General features: G+C 62.6%; 22 protein-coding genes and 1 pseudogene. 15 read left to right on the forward strand and 8 right to left on the reverse strand.

The annotated features are described in order from the left end of the window. Nucleotides 1-5: 5 nt before the first annotated feature. The 4 genes and pseudogenes from B0G80_RS31845 to B0G80_RS31860 all read left to right on the forward strand — a co-directional run. Nucleotides 6-230: pseudogene (locus B0G80_RS31845) on the forward strand (NAD(P)-dependent alcohol dehydrogenase); the annotation flags it as partial. A gap of 259 nt (nt 231-489) precedes the next feature. Further along, the gene (locus tag B0G80_RS31850) at nt 490-1617 is read left to right on the forward strand and encodes a hypothetical protein (RefSeq protein ID WP_116121864.1); all 1128 of its coding nucleotides are present in this window, start codon (nt 490-492) and stop codon (nt 1615-1617) included. A gap of 1266 nt (nt 1618-2883) precedes the next feature. Further along, nucleotides 2884-3186, forward strand: a complete 303-nt coding sequence (locus tag B0G80_RS31855; protein WP_116121865.1) for a helix-turn-helix transcriptional regulator — start codon at nt 2884-2886, stop codon at nt 3184-3186. Between the two features lie 86 nt (nt 3187-3272). Beyond that, complete coding sequence (locus tag B0G80_RS31860; RefSeq protein WP_116121866.1) at nt 3273-4334, forward strand: alkene reductase; 1062 nt, start codon at nt 3273-3275, stop codon at nt 4332-4334. Nucleotides 4335-4523: 189 nt separating this feature from the next. Here the strand turns inward: B0G80_RS31860 and B0G80_RS31865 are convergent, their stop codons facing one another. Then, the gene (locus B0G80_RS31865) at nt 4524-5051 is read right to left on the reverse strand and encodes a GNAT family N-acetyltransferase (RefSeq protein ID WP_116121867.1); all 528 of its coding nucleotides are present in this window, start codon (nt 5049-5051) and stop codon (nt 4524-4526) included. A gap of 138 nt (nt 5052-5189) precedes the next feature. On the opposite strand from B0G80_RS31865, the gene B0G80_RS31870 reads away from it, so the two are divergent. Together B0G80_RS31870 and B0G80_RS31875 are read left to right on the forward strand one after the other, a co-directional pair. Beyond that, nucleotides 5190-5837 carry a VTT domain-containing protein gene (locus B0G80_RS31870; protein WP_116121868.1) on the forward strand — a complete coding sequence of 216 codons (648 nt, stop codon included), beginning with the start codon at nt 5190-5192 and terminating at the stop codon, nt 5835-5837. 17 nt (nt 5838-5854) lie between these two features. Beyond that, entirely contained in the window at nt 5855-6466 is a 612-nt protein-coding gene (locus B0G80_RS31875) for a LysE family translocator (RefSeq protein ID WP_116121869.1), read from the forward strand. Nucleotides 6467-6497: 31 nt separating this feature from the next. Here B0G80_RS31875 and B0G80_RS31880 read toward each other — a convergent pair whose 3' ends face one another. Genes B0G80_RS31880 through B0G80_RS31890 form a run of 3 tightly spaced genes read right to left on the reverse strand, consistent with a single transcriptional unit; the run spans nt 6498 to nt 7795 of the window. Next, the gene (locus B0G80_RS31880) at nt 6498-6995 is read right to left on the reverse strand and encodes an SRPBCC family protein (protein ID WP_116121870.1); all 498 of its coding nucleotides are present in this window, start codon (nt 6993-6995) and stop codon (nt 6498-6500) included. Further along, nucleotides 6992-7330 carry a helix-turn-helix transcriptional regulator gene (locus tag B0G80_RS31885; protein WP_116121871.1) on the reverse strand — a complete coding sequence of 113 codons (339 nt, stop codon included), beginning with the start codon at nt 7328-7330 and terminating at the stop codon, nt 6992-6994. The genes B0G80_RS31880 and B0G80_RS31885 overlap by 4 nt, the downstream gene beginning before the upstream one ends. A gap of 3 nt (nt 7331-7333) precedes the next feature. After that, a complete protein-coding gene (locus tag B0G80_RS31890) occupies nt 7334-7795 on the reverse strand; it encodes a VOC family protein (RefSeq protein WP_116121872.1) in 462 nt (153 codons plus the stop codon). 155 nt (nt 7796-7950) lie between these two features. On the opposite strand from B0G80_RS31890, the gene B0G80_RS31895 reads away from it, so the two are divergent. The 3 genes from B0G80_RS31895 (at nt 7951) to B0G80_RS31905 (ending at nt 10388) form a co-directional block, all read left to right on the forward strand. Continuing rightward, nucleotides 7951-8403 carry a MarR family winged helix-turn-helix transcriptional regulator gene (locus B0G80_RS31895; protein WP_116121873.1) on the forward strand — a complete coding sequence of 151 codons (453 nt, stop codon included), beginning with the start codon at nt 7951-7953 and terminating at the stop codon, nt 8401-8403. 16 nt (nt 8404-8419) lie between these two features. Then, nucleotides 8420-8983, forward strand: a complete 564-nt coding sequence (locus B0G80_RS31900) for an isochorismatase family protein (RefSeq protein ID WP_116121874.1) — start codon at nt 8420-8422, stop codon at nt 8981-8983. A 64-nt stretch (nt 8984-9047) separates the two neighbouring features. Further along, nucleotides 9048-10388, forward strand: a complete 1341-nt coding sequence (locus B0G80_RS31905) for an MFS transporter (protein WP_116121875.1) — start codon at nt 9048-9050, stop codon at nt 10386-10388. 86 nt (nt 10389-10474) lie between these two features. Here B0G80_RS31905 and B0G80_RS31910 read toward each other — a convergent pair whose 3' ends face one another. After that, entirely contained in the window at nt 10475-11998 is a 1524-nt protein-coding gene (locus B0G80_RS31910) for a CoA-acylating methylmalonate-semialdehyde dehydrogenase (protein WP_116121876.1), read from the reverse strand. 257 nt (nt 11999-12255) lie between these two features. Continuing rightward, the gene (locus B0G80_RS31915) at nt 12256-13212 is read right to left on the reverse strand and encodes a LysR family transcriptional regulator (protein ID WP_116121877.1); all 957 of its coding nucleotides are present in this window, start codon (nt 13210-13212) and stop codon (nt 12256-12258) included. Between the two features lie 275 nt (nt 13213-13487). Here B0G80_RS31915 and B0G80_RS31920 point away from each other — a divergent pair, with 275 nt between their 5' ends. The 3 genes from B0G80_RS31920 to aroQ are packed head-to-tail and all read left to right on the forward strand — an operon-like array spanning nt 13488 to nt 16479. After that, nucleotides 13488-14894 carry an MFS transporter gene (locus B0G80_RS31920; RefSeq protein ID WP_106284657.1) on the forward strand — a complete coding sequence of 469 codons (1407 nt, stop codon included), beginning with the start codon at nt 13488-13490 and terminating at the stop codon, nt 14892-14894. A 33-nt stretch (nt 14895-14927) separates the two neighbouring features. Next, the gene (locus B0G80_RS31925; protein WP_116121878.1) at nt 14928-15995 is read left to right on the forward strand and encodes a Gfo/Idh/MocA family protein; all 1068 of its coding nucleotides are present in this window, start codon (nt 14928-14930) and stop codon (nt 15993-15995) included. 43 nt (nt 15996-16038) lie between these two features. Further along, a complete protein-coding gene (gene aroQ / locus B0G80_RS31930) occupies nt 16039-16479 on the forward strand; it encodes a type II 3-dehydroquinate dehydratase (RefSeq protein ID WP_116121879.1) in 441 nt (146 codons plus the stop codon). A 60-nt stretch (nt 16480-16539) separates the two neighbouring features. Here the strand turns inward: aroQ and B0G80_RS31935 are convergent, their stop codons facing one another. After that, a complete protein-coding gene (locus B0G80_RS31935; protein ID WP_116121880.1) occupies nt 16540-17628 on the reverse strand; it encodes a hypothetical protein in 1089 nt (362 codons plus the stop codon). Nucleotides 17629-17821: 193 nt separating this feature from the next. Between B0G80_RS31935 and B0G80_RS31940 the strand changes: the two genes are divergently transcribed. The 3 genes from B0G80_RS31940 (at nt 17822) to B0G80_RS31950 (ending at nt 20695) form a co-directional block, all read left to right on the forward strand. Next, nucleotides 17822-18727, forward strand: a complete 906-nt coding sequence (locus tag B0G80_RS31940) for a LysR family transcriptional regulator (protein WP_116121881.1) — start codon at nt 17822-17824, stop codon at nt 18725-18727. A gap of 137 nt (nt 18728-18864) precedes the next feature. Continuing rightward, nucleotides 18865-19536, forward strand: a complete 672-nt coding sequence (locus tag B0G80_RS31945; protein WP_116121882.1) for an HAD family hydrolase — start codon at nt 18865-18867, stop codon at nt 19534-19536. Nucleotides 19537-19555: 19 nt separating this feature from the next. Next, the gene (locus B0G80_RS31950; protein WP_116123796.1) at nt 19556-20695 is read left to right on the forward strand and encodes a DSD1 family PLP-dependent enzyme; all 1140 of its coding nucleotides are present in this window, start codon (nt 19556-19558) and stop codon (nt 20693-20695) included. A 223-nt stretch (nt 20696-20918) separates the two neighbouring features. Here B0G80_RS31950 and hpaR read toward each other — a convergent pair whose 3' ends face one another. Then, on the reverse strand, nt 20919-21326 hold the full coding sequence (gene hpaR, locus B0G80_RS31955; RefSeq protein ID WP_116121883.1) for a homoprotocatechuate degradation operon regulator HpaR: 408 nt from the start codon (nt 21324-21326) through the stop codon (nt 20919-20921). Nucleotides 21327-21451 lie beyond the last annotated feature (125 nt).

The following is a 21451-nucleotide window of genomic DNA, read 5'->3' on the forward strand; positions in this document are numbered from 1 at the left end:
GAGCGCATCCGGCGCCCTCGGTGATGAACATGATCTTCAAGCGCCGTTCGCCCGCGGGCTCCCTCATCGGCAGCACCGCGGAAACGCAGGATATGCTCGACTTCTGCGGCAAGCGCGATATCGTGTCCGACATCGAGATGATCAGGACGGACGAGATCAACCACGCTTACGAGCGCATGTCGACGAGCGACGTGAAGTATCGCTTCGTGGCCGACATCGCGACGATCGCACGCTGGTACTCTAAAAGCGAGGTCCTCGAAGAGCACTGCTCACAACGCGGGCCTCCTTTCATGAGCGTGCGTTCGTGCTGAACACCCGCTTTCCTTTTCTTGACATTGCCCTTGCCGGCTTCTAGATTAAATCAAAACAAGAAGCACTGCAGGTCGATTCCTTTACATCTCTTTCATTCCGGCAGCGCAGACATGGCGAGTCTGCCGGTGTGTACCGCATTGCCTAAATGATTAGGAACACGATATAAAGGAGTTCGCAATGAAGATGATGCGTTGCCTCGCCGCGATAGCGGGTCTCGTTTTAGGTGCGTCTGCATCGGTGTCGCTGGCCGGCAATGGCGACGGCTATGGCGATGACGACATCTACATCGGCGAGACCACCAACGACACGATCCAGCGCTGCGACATCCAGCGCGGCAGTTGTCAAACGTTCGTGCAGTCGCAGGCGGGCGGGCTGCGCGGGCCGCGCGGCATGGTTTTCAGCGGCAGCAGGCTGCTGGTCGTAAACCAGAACGTCAATCAGCCCTTCAGCGGCGAAGTGCTGAGCTACAACGGCAGAAGCGGGGAATTCGCCGGCAAGGTCGTCTCCAGCGGTGATCCGAATCCGCCCTACGCGCCGCGTGGCATAGTTCGCGGGCCGGGCAACATGATTTACGTCGCAGAGTTCGGTCTGGAGACCGGCCCGTGCGCCGACGGCCATATCCGCAAATACGACGGCCGTACGCACGCGTGGGTGGCCGACCTCAGCATCGAAGGGTTCGTGGCGGACGGCAAGCCGGGCTTCCATCCACGCGGACTCGTGTTTGGACCGGATGGTTATCTGTATGTCACCGCGTTCGGCTGTCCGACCAGCGTCGGTGCCGAATACGACCCGGAAGCCGGATACGTGCTGCGCTTCGATCCGCGCACGGATAAATTCGACAAGAGGATCGTGTCGCACCTGAAAGGCGCTCCGCTCCTGCATCGGCCCGAAGGTATCTTGTTCGATCGCAAGGGCAATCTTTGGGTCACGAGTTTTCGGAAGAACAGCGGCGACAAGACGCAGCTGGATGTCCTGCTCAGGATCGATGTCAAGCGCCAGACACAGAGCGGCTTCATTCCGCTGGGGCGTTCGGAATATGACGATCTGAAGCATTACCGGACGTCGGCGCAAGTCATCGTGATGGGACCCAAGGGCGACATCTTCGCTCCGATCGCGCGCGGTCCGACCATGCTTGGACCCGAAGGCTACACCATCTCGCCAGTGCCGGGACAAGGCGAAGTCTGGCGTTGCAGCCCCGAGTCGGGCAGCTGCCGCACGGTCGTGAGAGGCGGCGCGCTGACCAATCCGTGGTACGCAATCTTCCGCTTCAGCGACCCGGCCACGCTTGAATATATGGATGATTAACGCCTCTCTTCATACTCAGGGGAATAACCGTTCGTAGGCCTGACATTTGAAACTATCCTAACCAGTCAGGCAAAATGGCCGGACGGCCGATCGCCGAACCAGACCGGCCCTTCATATGGCGGTAGGGTCGAACGGTTGCTACCCTTCGCCATGCTTGGCGAAATCGACCCACCGGCGCAGACGTGCGAGGTCCTGACGGTCAGCCGTGGTCAAACCGTCGTGACACACGCCGGCATCAATGTCAGTCTGCGCGCCACCCGGTTAGTTATCGTCTGCACGCTAGGCTCGAACTCACGCGCCAGTTGCTCAGGCGTTCGCCCCGCTTCACCAGCTCGACTATGCGAGCCCGGAACTCCGCCGGATGCGGTGCTCCATGCTTGCCCATTTTGGCACCTCCTTATCCAAAGGATAGCAGTCCGTTTTCGCGGCGCAATCTCAGTCCGTCGATGCCCGTTCTAGCCTGAAGGCGGTCATAGGCAGTACGCGCCTACGACGTCCGTTCGGAGTCGAAAGTGTGAGTTCGCTGACGTGGAAAGGTGTGCCGCTCCTCTGCTTCAAGCCGACAACGTCGGCAGTCTGCCGTATTGCTGACGTAGGCTCCAGTTCGCTTGAATGTCGGCAATGGCCGAATCTGAGACAGCGCCAAGTCAATGACAAGCGCGCCGACAGGCGAGACACGGCTTTGATTGGCCCCGACGCCGCAATTCCTCGCCACAAAAACTCATTCGGCGGATGAGGAATCTTATCGATGCGCTCGCCGAACACGCCCTCGATTCCGACTCTTCGATATCAAGAGTTTCCCGTCCGGTAAATGTCCGGCGCAACACCCATGCGGTAGCGCTACTGTCAGTAACCGACCAGTGAACGGGAAAACCGATAGGCCCCGCGCGCTTTCGGACCCTGCGGGACCGCGCACGTCAATGACCGGCACGTATGCCAAGCCTGACTCAAATGCCAACCTTTCTATGGTCGCCCGAATCGGCAACCATCCTCTTAAGCGCAGGCGAAAAATATGTCATTCGATCAATACGTCAACATCCCAACCCAACATATGGGATATGAAGTGCGCTCTCTTTCGTTACTTTTATGCCTAATTTAGAAAGTGCGGTTTTTTGTACGTCCATACCTATCACCCCCATTGTCAGTAGTGACTTCCACCATATCGTTAAATTACGATATATGATTCGGGTTGTAGCGATGCAGCCGCAAGGGCGCTAACCGGCGCCCTCGCCTGCCCGTTGTTGTTGATCACCCTGAAACTACCCAATGACGTTCGACATCGACGCGATTCACAAAGCGCTTGCCAACCCGGTCCGCCGGGAGATTCTCAGCAGGCTGCGCGAGCCGTACGCGCATTTCGGCGACCAGGAGCTGCCGCTCGATTACGGCGTCTGCGCCGGCAAGATCGAGGGACAGTGCGGCTTGTCGCAGTCCACCGTGTCGGCCCACCTGGCGGCTTTGCAGCGCGCGGGGCTGGTCACGTCGAAGCGGGTGGGTCAATGGGTGTTCTTCAAGCGCAACGAAGCCGCCATCCAGGCGTTCCTCGAGCACATCAACACCAAGCTGTAGGCGCCGCGATTTGCATTGCCGCGCTTCTTTCATCAAGCAGTTTTTTCCGGCTCGGGCCGCGCGCCCTCGGCCAAAGGTGAACTCATATGCCGACTCTTTTCGATCCGCTGCAAATTGGCGACATCACGCTGTCGAACCGCATCATCATGGCGCCGCTCACGCGCCAGCGCGCCGAAGAAATCCGCGTGCCGAACGCGCTGATGGCGAAGTACTACGCTGAACGCGCGAGCGCCGGCCTGATCATCAGCGAAGCGACCTCGGTCACGCCGCAAGGTGTCGGTTATGCCGAGACGCCGGGCATCTGGTCGCAGGAGCAGGTCGAAGGCTGGAAACTCGTCACGAGCGCCGTTCACGCCGCCGGCGGCAAGATCTTTCTGCAGCTGTGGCACGTGGGCCGTATTTCGGACCCGCTGTTTCTAAACGGCGAACTGCCGGTCGCGCCGAGCGCGATCGCGGCACGTGGCAACGTGAGCCTGGTGCGCCCGGAGCGTCCCTATGTGACGCCGCGCGCGCTCGAACTCGATGAAATCGCCGGCGTGGTCGAAGCCTTCCGCAAAGGCGCGGAAAACGCCAAGGCAGCCGGTTTCGACGGCGTCGAAATACACGGCGCCAACGGCTATCTGCTCGACCAGTTCCTGCAGGACAGCACGAACCAGCGTACCGACGCATACGGCGGCCCGATCGAAAACCGCGCGCGTCTGCTGCTCGAAATCACCGACGCATGTATCGGCGTGTGGGGCGCGAACCGCGTCGGCGTGCACCTCGCACCGCGCCGCGACGCGCACGCGATGGGCGATTCCGACCCGGCCGGCACGTTCGGCTACGTGGCCCGCGAACTCGGCAAGCGCAAGATCGCGTTCATCGCCGCACGTGAAGCGCTCGGCGACGACCGTCTCGGCCCGCAACTGAAGAAAGCCTTCGGCGGCCCGTACATCGCGAACGAAAAGTTCACCAAGGAAACCGCGCAGCAAGTGCTCGACGCGGGCGAAGCGGACGCGGTGGCGTGGGGTCAACTGTTCATCGCGAATCCGGATCTGGTGCGTCGCTTTGCGACGAATGCGCCGTTGAACAAGCCGAATCCGGCTACGTATTACGCACGCGGTGAAACCGGCTACGTCGACTATCCCACGCTGGAAACCGTGGAATAAGGCTTGCCACAGGCTGAAAAAAGCCGAAGCCAGGCGGAGCGTTGGCGGAGGTTAAGCTGCTGAATCGAAAAGCAGCCAATGCGTGACGTGGTGCCGAAAAACGCGCGGCGGGTGAGACTCGAACGATATGTTCCGGTCATACCCGCCGCGTTTCTTTATGGCTCGACACCCGGGCCCACGCGTCCCACGTCACGCAATATCACGCCGCATGAACACCCGTTTCGATTCGTCCAGTCCTCGCGCGATATGCGCATCGCGCCGCGCGATCAACGCCGCGTCGAGGTCGGCCTCTTCGATATCGCGAAACCCGAGCCGCCGATAATACGGCGCGTTCCACGGCACCTCGCGAAACGTCGACAGAATCAGTTGCGTGAGCCGTCGCGTGCGCGCAAGGTGCGCGACCTGCTCGATCAGTGCGGCACCGATACGTTGCCCCGCGTGCGAGGTGAGCACATCGAGTTCCTGCACGTAGATGCGCGTGGGTTGCGGCTCGAACATCACGAAACCGGCGCACGTTTCATCTGCAGCCACGGCAACGATGATTTCCCGCGCGGCGATCTTGCGCTCGACGATTTCCAGATCCATCGGCGGTGCATCGGCGATACCCGCCATATCGACGCTGAGAAAGCGCTGTCCCGCCTCGAATTCGATCGCGCGGATCGCATCGGCATCGTGCAGTTCGGCAAGCCGGAAGGTGATACGGGCAGCGTGTTGCATGGGCGTTCCGGGAGTTTCGTGCTGGTGGTTATTCTCGACGACACGCCCCGATATTGACATCACCTCTGAGAAATAGACAAGTCAGCGCGCCGCCGCGGGACTAAACTCCTGAAGATCCAAATTCCCCTCCGACCCAAAATGGATCTGATGCATGTGCTGCAGGTCGCCCTGCACTTCGACCAGCACCTGAGCGGCCTGATCGTGCAATATGGCACCGCCGTCTACGCAATGCTGTTTCTCGTCGTATTCGTCGAGATCGGTTTCTTGCCGCTGTTCTTCCTGCCCGGCGATCCGCTGATTTTCATTTGCGGCGGACTTGCGGCCACCGGCGCGCTGAACGTCTGGCTCGTGATTCCCGTGCTGTTCGCCGCAACGGTGGCCGGCAGCATCGTCGACTACGCGATCGGGCGGGCGATCGGCGAGAAAGTCTATACCGCCGACTATCGCTGGCTCGACAAGAACGCGCTGCGCAAGGCGCACGCGTTTTACGAAGCGCGCGGCGGGCTGACCTTTCTGCTGTCACCGTTCATCGCCGTGGTGCGCACCTTCGCGCCGTTCGTCGCGGGCGTTTCGCGCATGACGTTCGCGCGTTTCGTGTCCTTCGTCACCGCGGGCGCGGCGTTGTGGATCGTGTCGCTGGTCGCGGCCGGCTATCTGTTCGGCAACGTGCCGCTGGTGCGCGATCACATGAGTTCGATCGTGCTGTTGGGCGTCGCGCTCGGTGTCGGCTCGCTGCTCATGAGCGCCGTGTGGCGCTTCGTTAACCGGCGCCTGCGCGCGCACTGAAGGTCGTGGAGATCGTCATGACGCTGTCTGCGTTGCTCGTTTTCGCCCTCGCGCTGATCGTCGCGGCCGGCACGCCGGGACCGAGTGTCGCCGCGCTGGTCGCACGCGTGCTGACTAACGGCTTTCGCGACGTGCTGCCCTTTCTCGCCGCAATGTGGATCGGCGAGGCGCTTTGGCTCACCTGCGCGGTCGCGGGCCTGGCAGTGATCGCGCGCAGCTTCGGCATGGTGTTCGTGGTGCTCAAATTCATCGGCGTGGCGTATCTGCTCTTTCTCGCCTGGAAAATGTGGCGCGCGCCGGCCGACGTGCAAGGCAGCGACTTGCCGAGCGGCCAGTCGCCGTGGCGTATGTTCATGGCGGGCCTGTTCGTCACGCTCGGCAATCCGAAGATCATGATGTTTTATCTCGCGCTGTTGCCAACCATGGTCGACGTGTCGCGCATCGGCACCGTCGCGTGGTTCGAACTCACGCTCACCATGCTGATCGTGCTAATGACTGTCGACTTCGGCTGGGCGCTGCTTGCCACGCGTGCGCGCAAACTGCTCACCACCCGGCGCGCCGTGAAGATCGCCAACCGCGCGAGCGCAACGATGATGGCGGGCGTCGCGGCGGCAATCGCCACGCGCTGATACTTTCCTCGCCTGGACGTCTTCGCGCTCCTCAGCCGGTCGATCGGGACGCTTGCACCGCGGTTCGCAGTGAAGCCAGCAACGCCTGCCACCATTCGCCGTGCCGCAGCAGAAACACGCGATCGGGGAAATGGTGACGCGCCACATGGTCCTGAGGCACGCTATTCCAACCACGGTGCTCGACGGTCACCCGCGTTTCGTCGCCCACCGCTTCGAAGCGCACCTCGACATGCGTGTGCTGCGCGTCGCCGAAACTGGCCTGACGCCAGCCGAAGGCGAGACGCTCGCCCGGCTCCCAAACCGTAACGCGACCGATCTCGAAGACGCTGCCGTCCGCCTGCGTCTCAACCAGGCGGCGTTGCTCGCCCGCCGGCTCAGCCGGTTCGAACGACAACACGCCGGCGCTTTGCGGCGTGAACTGAAACAGCTGATTGGGCCGCCACCATGCGCCAATCTCGCGCGTAAAAACATCGAACGCGCGTTGCGGCGAGGCGGCCACGCGCAACGACACCTGCACGCGCGAACTCATCCCTGGGCCTCCAGATGCGCCTTGAACGACAGCAATTGTCCGGTCCACATGGCCTCGGTCTGTTCGAGCCACGCCTTCAGTTCGCTCATCGGCGTCGAACGCAACACGTAAAGCCGCACACGCGCGTCGACACCGTCATGCGATTCCTCGATCAGTTGGCTCGAGCGCAGCACACGCAAGTGCCGACTCATCGCTTGAGGCGACAGGCCGGTGGCTTGCGCGAGTTCGCCGGCGCGCATCGGCTGACGGCTGAGCAGATCGACCACCTGACGCCGGTTCGGATCGGCCAGCGCGGCCAATGTGCGGTCGAGCGAGGCGGCGGCAGGCAGGGCCATGTGTTACACCCATCCTTCGGTCTTCAGGCCGCTGACGCGCTCGGCTTCCTCGCGCGACACGGTGCGAACCGTCTGGCCGAAGCTCCACACATGCCCCTCCGGATCGCGGACCGCGTAGACGCGGTCGCCGTAAAACTGATCTTCCGGCTCGCGCGTGACTACCGCGCCCGCGGCGCGCGCCCGGGCGCAATGTTCGTCGATGCCGTCACGCAATTGCACGTGCACCGACTGCGTGTTCTTGCCTCCAATCGACGCCGGACTGGCCGCGTTTTCCGACCATTCACGGCAGATCATCACGTAGCTGTCGCCGAAACGCATTTCCGAGTGGCCCAACTGGCCGTCGTTGTCTATGACGACCAACTGGCGCTCGAAGCCGAACGCCCGCTCCAGCCAGTCGAGCGCGGCAAAGGGGTTCTTGTAGTACACCGCGGATCCCAATGAAGGGCGATGAAGCGGCTCGTTCATGACTGCCTCCTTATTAAACGTCATGGTTGATATTTAACACTATAGTTAAACAAATCCGCAAAGCAAGGACGACGTGAATACCTCCCTCGCCTTGACCTCAGTCAGATACGAAGGTAACCTTAGCAGGTAACCTTCACATTCGTCATGGCATAAGCATGATCAAGAGCGACCTACCGCCCGACACCGAAGCCCTGCACGCCATGGCGGAAGACTTACGCGTGCTGGTCGGCAAATTGCGCCGCCGTTTGCGCGAAGAATCGCATCTGGGCGATTTCACCCCTTCACAGGTGCAGGTCCTCGGTTTGCTGGAGCGCGAAGGTCCGGCAACGGTCACCGCGCTCGCGCGTGCTCACGGCATGCGTCCGCAGTCCATGGGCGAGACGCTTTCGGTTCTGAAGGCGGCCGGGCTCGTCAGCGGCGCGCCCGATCCGAATGACGGACGGCAGACGGTCCTCTCCCTCACACCCGCTTTTCGCAAGAAAATCAAGGCAAGCCGCGCAGCGCGCGAAGACTGGTTGTTCCGCACCATCCAGACGCGCTTCTCGGCGGCCGAGCAACGACAACTCGCAACCGGCGTGGACTTACTCAAACGCCTCATCGACTCGTAACTTTCAGGAGCCACTTATGGCACTCACCACGCTCGACGCAAAAACCGCACTGATCGTCATCGATTTGCAGCAAGGCATTGTTGCGCTGCCCACCGCGCATCCCACCGGCGAAGTCGTCAAGCGCTCAGCTGCCGTCGCCGACGCGTTTCGCCGCCATGGTCTGCCCGTGGTGCTCGTCAACGTGACCGGCGGTGCGCCGGGCCGCGCGGAACAGGCGCGCCCACCCGGCGACTTCCCCGCCGGCTTCGCGGACCTCGTGCCCGAGATCAACGCGCAGCCGTCGGATCATCGGGTCACCAAGCGCACCTGGGGCGCATTCACGAACACCGATCTCGAAGCCTATCTGCGCGAGCAAGGCGTCACGCAAGTGGTGCTGGTGGGCGTGGCAACCAGCATCGGTGTCGAATCCACCGCGCGCTACGCCGACGAACTCGGCTTCAACGTCACGTTCGTCATTGACGCCATGACCGACCTCCATGCGGACGCTCACACCAACAGCATCACGCGCATCTTCCCGCGTATCGGCGAGACCGGCACGACGCAGGAACTGCTCGCGTTGCTCGAGCGCTCGCGCGCATGATGTCAGGTTCGACCATCTATCGAAGCCCGCGCGCCGGGCTAACCTCGCACAGGGAAACAGTCCGGTGACAGGCACTTTCCGTTCGCTACGCAATTTCAATTACCGGGTCTGGGCGAGCGGCGCGATCGTCTCCAACATCGGCACGTGGATGCAGCGCACGGCGCAGGACTGGCTCGTCCTCACGGAACTCACCCAGCACAATGCGACCTCGGTGGGGATCGTCATGTCGCTGCAGTTCGGGCCGCAATTGCTGCTGTTGCCGCTCACCGGTTATGCAGCCGATCACTTCGACCGCCGCAAGCTGCTGTTCGCCACCCAGGCGGCCATGGGTGCTTGCGCACTGGGCCTAGGCATTCTCACCGTCACCGGGCTCGTGCAGTTGTGGCACGTCTATGTGTTCGCGGGGCTGCTCGGCTGCGTCACCGCGTTCGACTCGCCGGTGCGCCAGACCTTCGTGTCCGATCTGGTCGGCGAAGAGGATCTGTCGAACGCCGTCGGACTGAACTCCACTTCGTTCAACATGGCGCGCATGATCGGGCCCGCAGTTGCTGGATTGCTGATCGCATCGGTCGGCACCGGCTGGGTGTTTCTCATCAACGCGTTGTCTTTCGTCGCCGTGCTCGGGTCGCTGCGCATGCTGCGGCTGAACGAACTGCATCTGAGATCGCACGCGGCGCGCTCGCGCGGCAGTTTTATCGACGGCTTCAAGTATGTCTGGAAGCGTCCCGATCTGGTGACCGCGTTGTTGATGCTGTTCCTGATCGGTACCTTCGGGCTGAACTTCCCGATTTTCATTTCGACGATGTCGGTCACGGCGTTTCATGCGGGCGCCAGCGAATACGGGGTGCTGAGTTCGACCATGGCGATCGGCTCCGTGACCGGCGCGCTGCTCGCCGCGCGCCGCGCGAAACCGCGCATGGTGCTGCTGCTCGGCTCGGCGGCCATGTTCGGGGTAGGCTGTACGGTAGCTTCGCTGATGCCAAGCACCCTGTCATTCGGCCTGATGCTCATCGCGATCGGCGTTTCGACGCAGACCTTCTCGACGTCCACCAACAGTCTCGTACAGGTCACCACCGAGCCTGCCATGCGCGGCCGCGTGATCGCGATTCTGCTGGCTATTTTAATGGGCGGTACGCCGCTCGGCGCGCCGGTCGTCGGCTGGGTCGCGGACCGTTTCGGCCCGCGATGGGCACTTGGGGTAGGCGCGGCTTCGGGATTCGCGGCGGCGCTCGTCGGCTTGCTTTATTTCGTGAAGTACCGCCAGCTGCGCGTGTATATCGAAGCGGGGCGTCTGCGCTACAGCGTCGACGATCCGCGGCAGGCGCCCGCCTATGTCAGCCCTGCTGCCGCGGTGCAAAACGCTGTGTTAAGCGAAGCGGAACAGGATTCGTCCGCGGGCGTGTAAGAGGCAGTTGCCGCGCGCAGATGCGAAAAAATCCGCGCCTGACTTGTCGGGCGCGGATTTCATCATTGCAACGATCGTCGAACGACTTACTTCGCCACCGGCATCGTAAATTCAGCACCCTTGGCGATGCTATCGGGCCAGCGCTGCATGATGCTCTTGTAGCGCGTATAGAAGCGCACACCCTCTTCGCCGTATGCATGATGGTCGCCGAACAGCGAACGCTTCCAGCCGCCGAACGAATGCCATGCCATCGGCACCGGAATCGGCACGTTGATGCCGACCATGCCCACCTGAATCTGCCGGCCGAACGCACGCGCCACGCCGCCGTCCGAGGTGAACAGCGACACGCCGTTGCCGAATTCGTGCGCGTTGATCAGATCCACGGCGCTCGCGAAATCGGGCACCCGCACCACTGCCAGCACCGGGCCGAAAATCTCTTCCTTGTAGATCTTCATGTCCGTGCCGACATGGTCGAACAGCGTGCCGCCGACAAAGAAGCCTTCTTCGCTAGCCACCGGATGCGCGCGGCCGTCGACGATCAGCTTCGCGCCTTCCGCCTCGCCCGACGCGATATAACCCGTCACCTTGGCCTTATGTTCAGCGGTAACCAACGGGCCCATTTCAGCGTCGAGATGTTCGCCGTTCTTGATCACCAGCGACTTGACGCGCGGCACCAGCTTTTCGATCAGCTTGTCGGCCACGTTGCCGACCGCCACCGCAACCGAAATCGCCATGCACCGCTCGCCGGCCGAACCATAGGCCGCGCCGATCAATGCATCGACAGCTTGATCCAGATCGGCGTCGGGCATCACCACCAGATGATTCTTCGCGCCGCCGAGCGCCTGCACGCGCTTGCCGCGCTTCGACGCTTCCGTGTGAATGTATTCGGCGATCGGCGTCGAGCCCACGAACGACAGCGCCGCGACGTCCGGGTGATCGATCAGCGCATCCACGGCCACCTTGTCGCCGTTGACCACGTTGAACACGCCGTCCGGGAGACCGGCCTCCTTCAGCAATTCGGCGAGACGCAGCGACGCCGACGGATCACGTTCCGACGGCTTCAGCACGAACGTATTGCCGCAGGCGAGCGCGACCGGGAACATCCACATCGGCACCATCACCGGGAAGTTGAACGGCGTGATACCCGCGACGACGCCCAGCGCCTGCCGCAGATTCCAGTTGTCGATGCCGCCGCCGATCTGGTCGGTGAAATCCGTCTTCAGCAGGTTCGGAATGCCGCACGCGAACTCGACCACTTCGATGCCGCGCACCACTTCGCCTTGCGCGTCCGTGAACACCTTGCCGTGTTCGCGTGTAATCAGCATTGCCAGTTCGTCGTGATGCTGGTTCAGCAACTCCTTGAACTTGAACAGAATGCGGGCGCGCTTGATCGGTGCCGTTTCGCTCCAGGCGGGAAAGGCGGCCTTGGCGGCCTGCACCGCCGCGTCGACTTCTTCGACCGACGCCAGCGCGACCGAGGCGCTCACCTTGCCGGTGGCGGGATTGAACACGTCCTTGAAGCGGCCGCTGGTCGGCGCGGCCGGCGCGCCGGCGATGTAGTGGCCCAGCTGCTGCACCGACAGCTTCGCTTGTTCGTTCACTGCATTCATGTCCTTACCTCGTGTTCGGGATAAACCGCGGCGCGTCGGCACCGGGCCATAGGCAAAAAATCAGGCTACGTCGCCCAGCGCCAGAGCGGCGATCCGCTCGTCGGCAGGCTCCATGAGACCCGCCAACTGTATCGACGGCGCCGGTCATACTCCCGATACAGCCAATTAAAACCGCGCCTCACTGTATTGTTTTTTGTGTGGCAACTGTATTGGGACGCGAACCCGTTCAGGCGTCAGCGCACGTCGCTGTGGCCGGGTCAAAACCCGCCCACGCCGCGCGTCACCAGCGCATACGGCCCGCTCGTCAACTGTTCCCGGAGAAATTCAATGCACACCTGGATCTTCGCCGACGACGACAGCCGCTCCGCCGTCACCGCCCACACGTCCGCGGACTGCATGTAATCAGGCAGCACGCGCACCAGTTCGCCGGTGCGCAGGCTTTCGGCCACGTCCCAGATCGACACCATCACCACGCCGTAGCCGTCTCTCGCCCACTGCACGACGATATCGCTGAGATTGGACGCGACGGTGCCCGTCACCTTCACGCTCTTTTCGCCGTCCGGGCCGCTCAGACGCCAAACGCCGAAGCGGTCGTCGCGTCCGCGAAACAGCAGGCAGTCGTGCTGGGCCAGTTCGGCCAGTTCGAGCGGCATGCCGCGCCGCTCCAGATACTCCGGCGACGCGCAGAGTATCCGCGCGCTCTCCACCATCTTGTGCGCGATCAGGTGCGGCTCATGCACTTCGCCCACGCGAACGTCGATATCGAAGTTCTCGCCGACCAGATCGGCGCGCCGGTCCAGCAATTCCAGCCAGATCTCGAGATTCGGATGACGCTGGCGCAGCAAGGCCAGAATCGGCGACACGTGTTTGCGGCCGAGCCGCAGGCTGGTGCTGATCCGCAGCAAGCCGCGCAGTTCGGTGCGGCGATCGGCGAACGCATCGGCCATGCCTTGCACGTCGTCGAGTATTTTCTGCGCCCACTGCAAAGCGGCTTCGCCGTCGCTCGTCACGCTGACCCGGCGCGTGGTGCGCTGAAAGAGCTTCACGCCAAGACTCGCCTCCAGCATGGCGATACGCTTGCTGACATGCGAAGGCGACAAACCCATTTCCGTCGATGCCGCCACGAAGCTGCCCCGGCGCGCGATGTTGCAGAACAACTGCAGATCGCGCAGGAAAGCCTCATTGCTGGCTGTGAGCGCATTCTGATTTTCCATCTGGCCGCATTGTGTCCGTGCAGAAGCACATTACCCTAGCCTTAACGAGCCGATCGGGCAAGCGACGCCGGCCGGATGAATTACTCGGTACAACCAGGTACTCGTTAACCCTGCATCTGGAAGACCGCTTCGCTGCACAGCAACATCCCAGGCGTCCGGAAAGCAGGCCGAGCGGTCGGGGCCAGGTAAATCCTGGCTTGCATAGTTTTGCTTTCAGTACGCCAATGAATCAGCCGTAGAAGCTGATCAAAAAACATTTCTGTTATGGAGACGACATGGAAACGACTACATCGGCGGCCGGCCACGAGCGCCGCTCGCAGGCTCGCAAAGCAACCGCCAGCGGCTGGATCGGATCGGCACTCGAGTACTACGACTTCTTTATCTACGCCCAGGCGGCGGCCCTGATCTTTCCACAGTTGTTCTTTCCCTCGGGCAATCCGAAGATCGCCATCGTGGCTTCGCTCGCCACTTACGGCGTGGGTTATGTCGCACGGCCGATCGGTGCGGTGGTGCTCGGGCACTGGGGCGATACCCACGGTCGCAAGAACGTCCTGCTGGTCTGCATGTTCCTGATGGGCTTCTCGACGATGGCAGTCGGCTTTCTGCCTACCTATCACAGCGTCGGGCTGCTCGCGCCCACTCTGCTGGTGGTGCTGCGCCTGATTCAGGGCTTCGCCGTGGCCGGTGAAATCTCGGGCGCGAGTTCGATGATTCTCGAACACGCACCATTCGGGCGGCGCGGTTACTACGCCAGTTTTACGTTGCAAGGCGTGCAGGCGGGCCAGATTCTCGCCGCCGCGGTGTTCCTGCCGCTCGCCTACTTCATGGACGAGAGCTCGTTCAATTCGTGGGGCTGGCGCATCCCGTTTCTGCTGAGCGCGGTGGTGCTGATTGCCGGCTACATCATTCGCCGCGAAGTCCATGAAACGCCCGCCTTCACCAAGGAAGACGCGAGCGGCAACGTACCCAGGTCGCCGATTGTCGACGCCTTCCGCTACAACTGGCGCGACATGGTGCGCGTGATTCTCTGCTCGCTGATGAACGTGATTCCGGTCGTCGCCACCATTTTCGGCGCGGCCTATGCGGTGCAGGCGTCGTACGGCATCGGTTTTTCCAAAAGCGTCTATCTGTGGATTCCGGTGATCGGCAACATCGTCGCCGTGCTGGTCATTCCCTATGTGGGCAATCTGTCCGACCGGATCGGGCGGCGCCTGCCCATCGTCGTCGGCGCGCTCGGCGCGGGTCTGCTGTCGTTCGGTTACCTGTACGCGATCAGCATCCGCAACGTGCCGCTCGCCATCGTGATGTCGGTCCTCATGTGGGGCATCATCTATCAAGGCTATAACGCGATCTTCCCGAGCTTCTATCCGGAACTGTTCCCGACCCGCTCACGCGTCTCCGCCATGGCCATCGGCCAGAACATCGGCACGACGATCACCGCCCTGCTGCCCGCGCTGTTCGCCTATGTCGCGCCGCCCGGATCGACCAATGTGCCGCTCATCATCGGCACGATCACGTTCGCCATCACCATCGTTGCCGCGGTGACCGCATGGACCGCACGCGAGAACTACCGCGTCAAGTTGAGCGATCTGGGCGAACCCAATGCGGTGCCGATCGATAAGGCCAGCTACGACCGGATGCGGGCCGAGACCATGGCAGAAACCAAAAAAGCACTCGCGTAAGCCATTTCGATCGAACTTCAAAGGAATCGATCCATGACCACCATCCGGATCTCCGTGGCCGGCGCGGGCTATATCGGCCGCGCTCATATGGCTGTCGCGCAGCAGAGCGGCACGTGCACGCTGTCGGCGATCGTCGACCCGTCGCCGGCGGCACAGGCGCTCGCTGCCCAAGCCGGCGTGCCGCTTTACCGGACGCTCGAGGAACTGCTCGAACGCGATCGCCCGGACGGCGTGATCCTGGCCACGCCGAACCAGTTGCATGTGGAGCACGCGCTGACCTGTCTCGCGGCCGGCGTACCCACGCTGCTCGAGAAGCCGATCGCGCCCACGGTCGATGAGGCCGAAACGCTGGTCGGCGAAGTCGAACGCCGCGGCGTGCCGTTGCTGATCGGGCATCATCGCGCGCACAGTCCGATCATGGCCCGTGCGAAGCAACTGATCGACGAAGGCCGGCTCGGCAAACTGGTCGCGGTGATGGGCAGCGCAGTCTTCTTCAAACCGGATGAGTACTACGCCGACGCCCCCTGGCGGCGCGAGCCGGGCGGCGGTCCGATCCTGCTGAATATGATTCACGAGGTGCACAACCTGCGCATGCTGTGCGGCGATATCGTGGCCGTGCAGGCGTTTTCGTCGCATGCCACACGCGGTTTTCCGGTCGAAGACACCGTGGCGATCAACTTGCGCTTCGCGAGCGGCGCGCTCGGCAGCTTCATGCTGTCGGACACGGCCGCAAGCGCGCGTAGCTGGGAACAGACGTCGCAGGAAAACAAGGCTTATCCAACGTATCCGGATGAAGATTGTTACGTCATTGCGGGCACCTTCGGCTCGCTCGCCGTGCCCACCATGCGCCTGAAAACGTATGGCAAGGCCGAGGATCGTTCGTGGTGGAAGCCGTTTCAGGTCGGCGTCGCCGAGATGACTCGCGACGATCCGCTCAAGCTCCAGCTCGAACATTTCGCGCGCGTGATCCGCAAGGAAGTCAAACCGCTCGTGAGCGCCCGCGACGGCCTGCAAAATCTGCGCATTACCGAGGCGATTGTCGAAGCGGCCAATACCGGTTGCGCGGTCGACACGAGGTCCGCGCTCGCGGCGGCGCACTGATGTCGCCCGGCCTTTACTGAATCCATTGCTCCAGAGACATCCCATGAAAACCTTCGTGATGCTTCACGGCATCAACCACAATATGTTCGGCAAGCGCGATCCCGCGCAATACGGCACCGTGACGCTGGCCGAAATCGACAGCAGTCTGCAGGCATTGGGCAAGGAGCTAGGCGTCCAGGTCGAGAGCTTTCAGACCAACAGCGAAGCCGCCATGTGCGAACGCATCCACCAGGCTTTCACGGACAATGCGCACGGCGTCATGATCAACGCCGGCGCGTGGACGCATTACAGCTACGGCATTCGCGATGCGCTGGCGATCCTGACGGTACCGGTGGTAGAGGTCCACATGTCGAACATCCACGCGCGCGAAGCATTCCGGCACGTGTCCGTGTTCGCGGAAGTCGTCAAAGGGCAGATTTGCGGCTTTGGTGTGGACAGTTATTTGCTGGGGTTGCGGGCGGCCGTATCAGCGGCGGCCGCTTAAACAACGGTGCTTTTGCGTCGCCGCGTTCGGGGTCGTTCACCGTGCGCGGCGAATGCTCCATCAGCGCCATGCGTCGGTCAGTTCGTTGGCCAGCACCATCTTTTCGCGGATCACTTCGACAAAGCCGGCGTCCGCGCCACCCTGTGCCTTGAGGAATTTGAGCGCGGCGGAATGCACGGCACGCATCGCCCTTCCGTCGATGCCGCTCATGCGCGCCGCACCGCGCCGCGTCTCGTCCACCAGATCGCGTGCGCTGCTGAAGTCGGGCCATAAGCCGCTCTGCGCTTCGAACGCCGCGCGCAATCCCGCCGCATAGTCAGGCGATGTTCCGAGCCGGTCCATGTCGATCAGCAGATCGACGCCGCCCGCAATGCGCAACGCACACAGAATCCACAATGCAACGAACGCCCGATACGCATTATTGCCCTCGGCCGTGCGCGCATACTGCTCGCAGGCCATTGCATAAGCGTCATCCGAAGTGGGCGTGGCGGGCGGCAAGCTCACGCCGCAAATCTCGATGGCCTGCCTGACTAGCGGGTCCGCCCGATTCAGCCCCAGCACCCGAAACGGCGCGGCCACGAAAAACGGATTGCTCCATTGCCGGCCAAGCAGCCACCCCGAAGCGAACTGCGACGCGGGATTTCGCAGCACACCCACATGCATCGCCTGCGGAAAAGCCGGTTTGAGCCACGGCAATCGGCCGGACGAACGGCAAAATTTGAAGACCGACACGCTGCCTTGTTCGGTGGTGCGCTCGCAAAGATTGCGTAAATAGGCCTTCAATGCGGGAAATTCTGCGTCCGGTACGCTAGCGAAGCGATCGAGGCTGAAGGCCCGGCGGTAACCGTCCACACCGCGAGCGCCGTCGCGCAAAAACGGGCGATATTCGTCGAAATACGGCGCGTCGAGCGGCGGGTGTCCCGACGTCAGCGTAGGGCGCGACGCGGACACATCGGCAAGGCTCAGGTCCGCGAGCACGTTGCTGAGCGGTTCATAAAAGGCGGTCACGGTGTCGAGTTCGCGCAGTCGTGACCAGACCCATGTTCCCGCACTACGCCAGCCTGTATGTAGAAATACAGCCTGTTTCAAGGCGCTGTTCCGCGCGGCATCGTTTGACGGGTCATGCGGCGACCCATAGGACAACGGCATGTGGACTTCTCTTCAATGAAAGGTAATCGGCGCAAGCGTCTACTTTAGCGGCGCGCGCCGCCGCCTGCGTGACAGAAGCATCACTTTACCTTGCAAGCGGCAACGCGTTCGCCGGCGCGCGTGGCAACCCGAACTGGAAACGCCAGTCCAAACACTTTAAGCTGCCAGTCTTCCGAACCAAAACGCCGCCCATATGAACGATTCGGCCGATATCCGCTTCCTGTTGACGCTGCGCGAAAGCGGCAGCCTGGTCGCCGCGGCGCGCAAGCTGGGGCTGTCGCCCTCGGCGGTCACGCAGCGTCTTCAGCAACTGGAAAGGAAACTGGGCGCGCAACTGGTGAACCGCACGGCACGCCGCCTGCAGTTCACGGACGAAGGCACGCTGCTGTGCGAACGCGGCGCCGACCTTGTCCAGCAGTTCGACGCGCTATTCGAAGATCTGCAGATGCGCCGCGGCGGACTCGTCGGCACGCTGAAGATCAACGCGCCGCTGGGGTTTGGGCGGCGGCATCTCGCACCCGCGATTGCCGATTTCCAGCAGCGGAATCCGGAAGTCGACGTCGCGCTCACGCTTTCCGACAAGCCGCTGACCGAGACGATGGATCGCTTCGATATCGTCGTGCACATTGGCGAACTGCCGGTGTCGAATCTGATCGGCTACACGATTGCGCCGAATGCGCGCTTCGTCTGCGCGGCGCCCGCGCTGATCAAGCGAATCGGCACGCCGGAATCTCCGGATGAATTGAGCAAACTGCCCTGCATCGTGCTACGCGAGAATAACGAAGATGTCTCGCTGTGGCAGTTCAGCAAGGGCCGCACGCGCCGCAGCGTGAGGGTGTCGGCTCATTTGAGTTGCAACGACGGTGACGTGATTCGCCAGTGGGCATGCGAAGGACGCGGCGTGATCCTGCGCTCCGAATGGGACGTGGCCGAAGATATCGCGAAGGGCAAGTTGGTCCGTCTGCTGCCCGGCTGGAAAGCGCCGGATGCCGACGTCATGGCGCTTACGCATCAACGCGCGGGCCTGCCGGCACGCACTCGCCATTTCATGCAGTATCTGCAAAGCAGGTTCAGGCCGCAGCCGCCCTGGCGGCGATGAATGTTCAAAACCAACTCCGGTGCAGTCGCAAAACGGATCATTCAATCTGACCGAATCTATGAGTTAGCCAATCTGAACGCCGCGCCGCCGGTGAAACTTTATAATCAGTTCACCGTCCGCTGCTGGTCAAATCGATCATGACTCTTGCCTCCGTGCCTGCCGCCTATCCCAAAGCCGTCCTGTTCGATCTGCTGACCGCCCTGCTCGACTCGTGGACCTCGTGGAATCGCGCGGCCGGTTCCGAGCAGGCGGGCCGGACATGGCGCGCCGCGTATCTGCGGCTGACCTACGGCTGCGGCTCATACACTGCGTACGAACAACTGGTGCGCGAAGCCGCCACCCAGGTGGGCCTGCCCGAATCCGCTGCGCTGGCGCTCGAAGCGGACTGGCCGATGCTCACGCCGTGGAGCGGCGCCCTCGACGCACTGCAAACGCTCGCATCGCATTGCAAGCTGGCGGTCGTCACCAACTGCTCCACGCGCCTCGGCACACAGGCGGCGCACCTTTTGCCGGTCCGCTGGGATGCGATCGTCACCGCCGAAGAGGCCGGCGTGTACAAACCGGACCCGCTGCCTTACCGCCTCGCGCTCGACAAACTCGGCGTGCAAGCTCACGAAGCGGCGTTCGTGGCCGGCTCCAGCTACGACATGTTCGGCACCGCCGCCGTCGGCATGCGGACGTATTGGCACAACCGCGTCGGCCTGCCGCTCGTTGCCGGCGCGCAGCCGCCCGAGATCCAGTGCGCGACGCTGGACTCGCTCGTCCCGTGGCTCGCTCGCTTCGGCACCAGCCAGCATGACCACGCATAACCCCATTTCCGGTGAAAGCATGAAACTCGACCAGATTGAAACCCCCGCCGCGTTGATCGACGTCGCACGGATGCAAAGGAACATCGCGCGAATGCAAGGGCGGATGAACACGCTCGGCGTCGCGTTTCGGCCGCACGTGAAGACCACCAAATGCATCGACGTGGTCCGCGCGCAGATCGCTGCCGGCGCGCGCGGCATCACGGTGTCCACATTGAAGGAAGCCGAGGCGTTCTTCGCCGCCGGTGTCGACGACATTCTTTACGCCGTCAGCATGGCCCCGTCGAAGCTGCCTAGAGCGCTCGCGCTGCGCCGCCAGGGCTGCAATCTGAAGCTCGTGGTTGACAATCCGATCGCCGCCTCGGCCATCGCTGCATTCGGCGATCAGCATGGCGAAACCTTCGAGGTGTGGATCGAAGTGGATACGGACGGGCACCGCTCAGGCATTACACCTGAGCAGGACACGCTGCTCGAAGTCGGCCGGATTCTGCATGAGAACGGTGTGAAGGTGGGTGGTGTGATGACCCATGCCGGCTCGAGTTACGAGCTCGATACGCCCGAAGCACTCGCCGCGCTCGCTGAGCAGGAACGCGCCGGCTGCGTGCGCGCCGCGCAGCGGCTGCGCGAAGCCGGCATTGCTTGCCCGGCCGTCAGCGTCGGTTCGACGCCAACGGCCCTCGCTGCCACGCAGTTGGAGGGTGTCACGGAAGTACGCGCCGGCGTGTACGTGCTGTTCGACCTGGTCATGCACAACGTCGGCGTGTGCGCGCTCGACGACATCGCGCTCAGCGTGCTCGCCACCGTGATCGGTCATCAGGCGGACAAGGGCTGGGCGATTCTCGACGCGGGCTGGATGGCGATGAGCCGGGATCGCGGCACGTCGAAGCAGTCGCACGATTTCGCGTACGGCCAACCGTGCCTGCTGAACGGCACGCCGCTGTCCGGCTACGTGGTCAGCGGCGCCAATCAGGAGCACGGCATCCTCTCGCCGACAGCGGACAGCGCGCAGGCCCACGACGATGTCACGCAGCGCTTCCCGATCGGCATGAAACTGCGCATTCTGCCGAATCACGCGTGCGCTACCGGCGCGCAGTTTCCCGGGTATCACGCGGTGGCGCCGGACGGCAACAGCGTGGAGTGGCGGCGCTTTCAGGGCTGGTGAAGCAGGAGGCGCCAGCGCATGACACCTCTATTGCGCAGCGCCGACGATGTGATCAAGCTCTACGGCTACAGCCGCTCCACAAGGCAGTCGCATAACGCATGACGATTTCGCCCACCACCGTGCTCGACTATCCGCGTCGCGCGTACAAGGACCGAGGCATGCACGACAACGCAGCGAACACCGCGACACCCGACTCGCGCCGCTGAGCCGCTAAGCTGCCACATCACTCCTCCTCTTCCTCCAGCCCCGCCAGCAGATCGTCCACCGCGCGATACACGCGCTCGACGATCTCCGGCCCCACCTTGCGCTCCAACGCGCGGTAATGCGCTTCGAGATCCTTCGAAATCACGCGCACCAATTCCGCGCTCGTGTCCGTCAGCGACACCAGCACGCGCCGCTGGTCTTCAGCGAACCGCTCCTTGGTCACCAGTTCCATGCTCTCCATGCGCGCGAGCACACCGGCCATGCTCGGGCTCGAAATCGTGCAGATATCGGAGATGTGACGTGGTTCCATCGGGCCGTGCTCATTGAGCGCGCGAATCACGCGCCACTGCTGTTCGGTCAATCCATGCGCGGTAATCAGCGGACGAAACCGCTCCATCATTTTTTCTCTGGCGCGCAGCAACAGCATGGGCAGGTTGCGGTGCAAAACTCGGGTCGAGGCGGAAGCGGACATGTTGGAAGATGATTTAAATGCAGCCGTCGAAGCTTAAGGGAAAACCCGCGATCAGCCGACAGGCTATTGACCATGGATGA

Source organism: Paraburkholderia sp. BL6669N2, from assembly GCF_003387275.1.
In the GTDB taxonomy this organism is placed as follows: Bacteria; Pseudomonadota; Gammaproteobacteria; order Burkholderiales; family Burkholderiaceae; genus Paraburkholderia.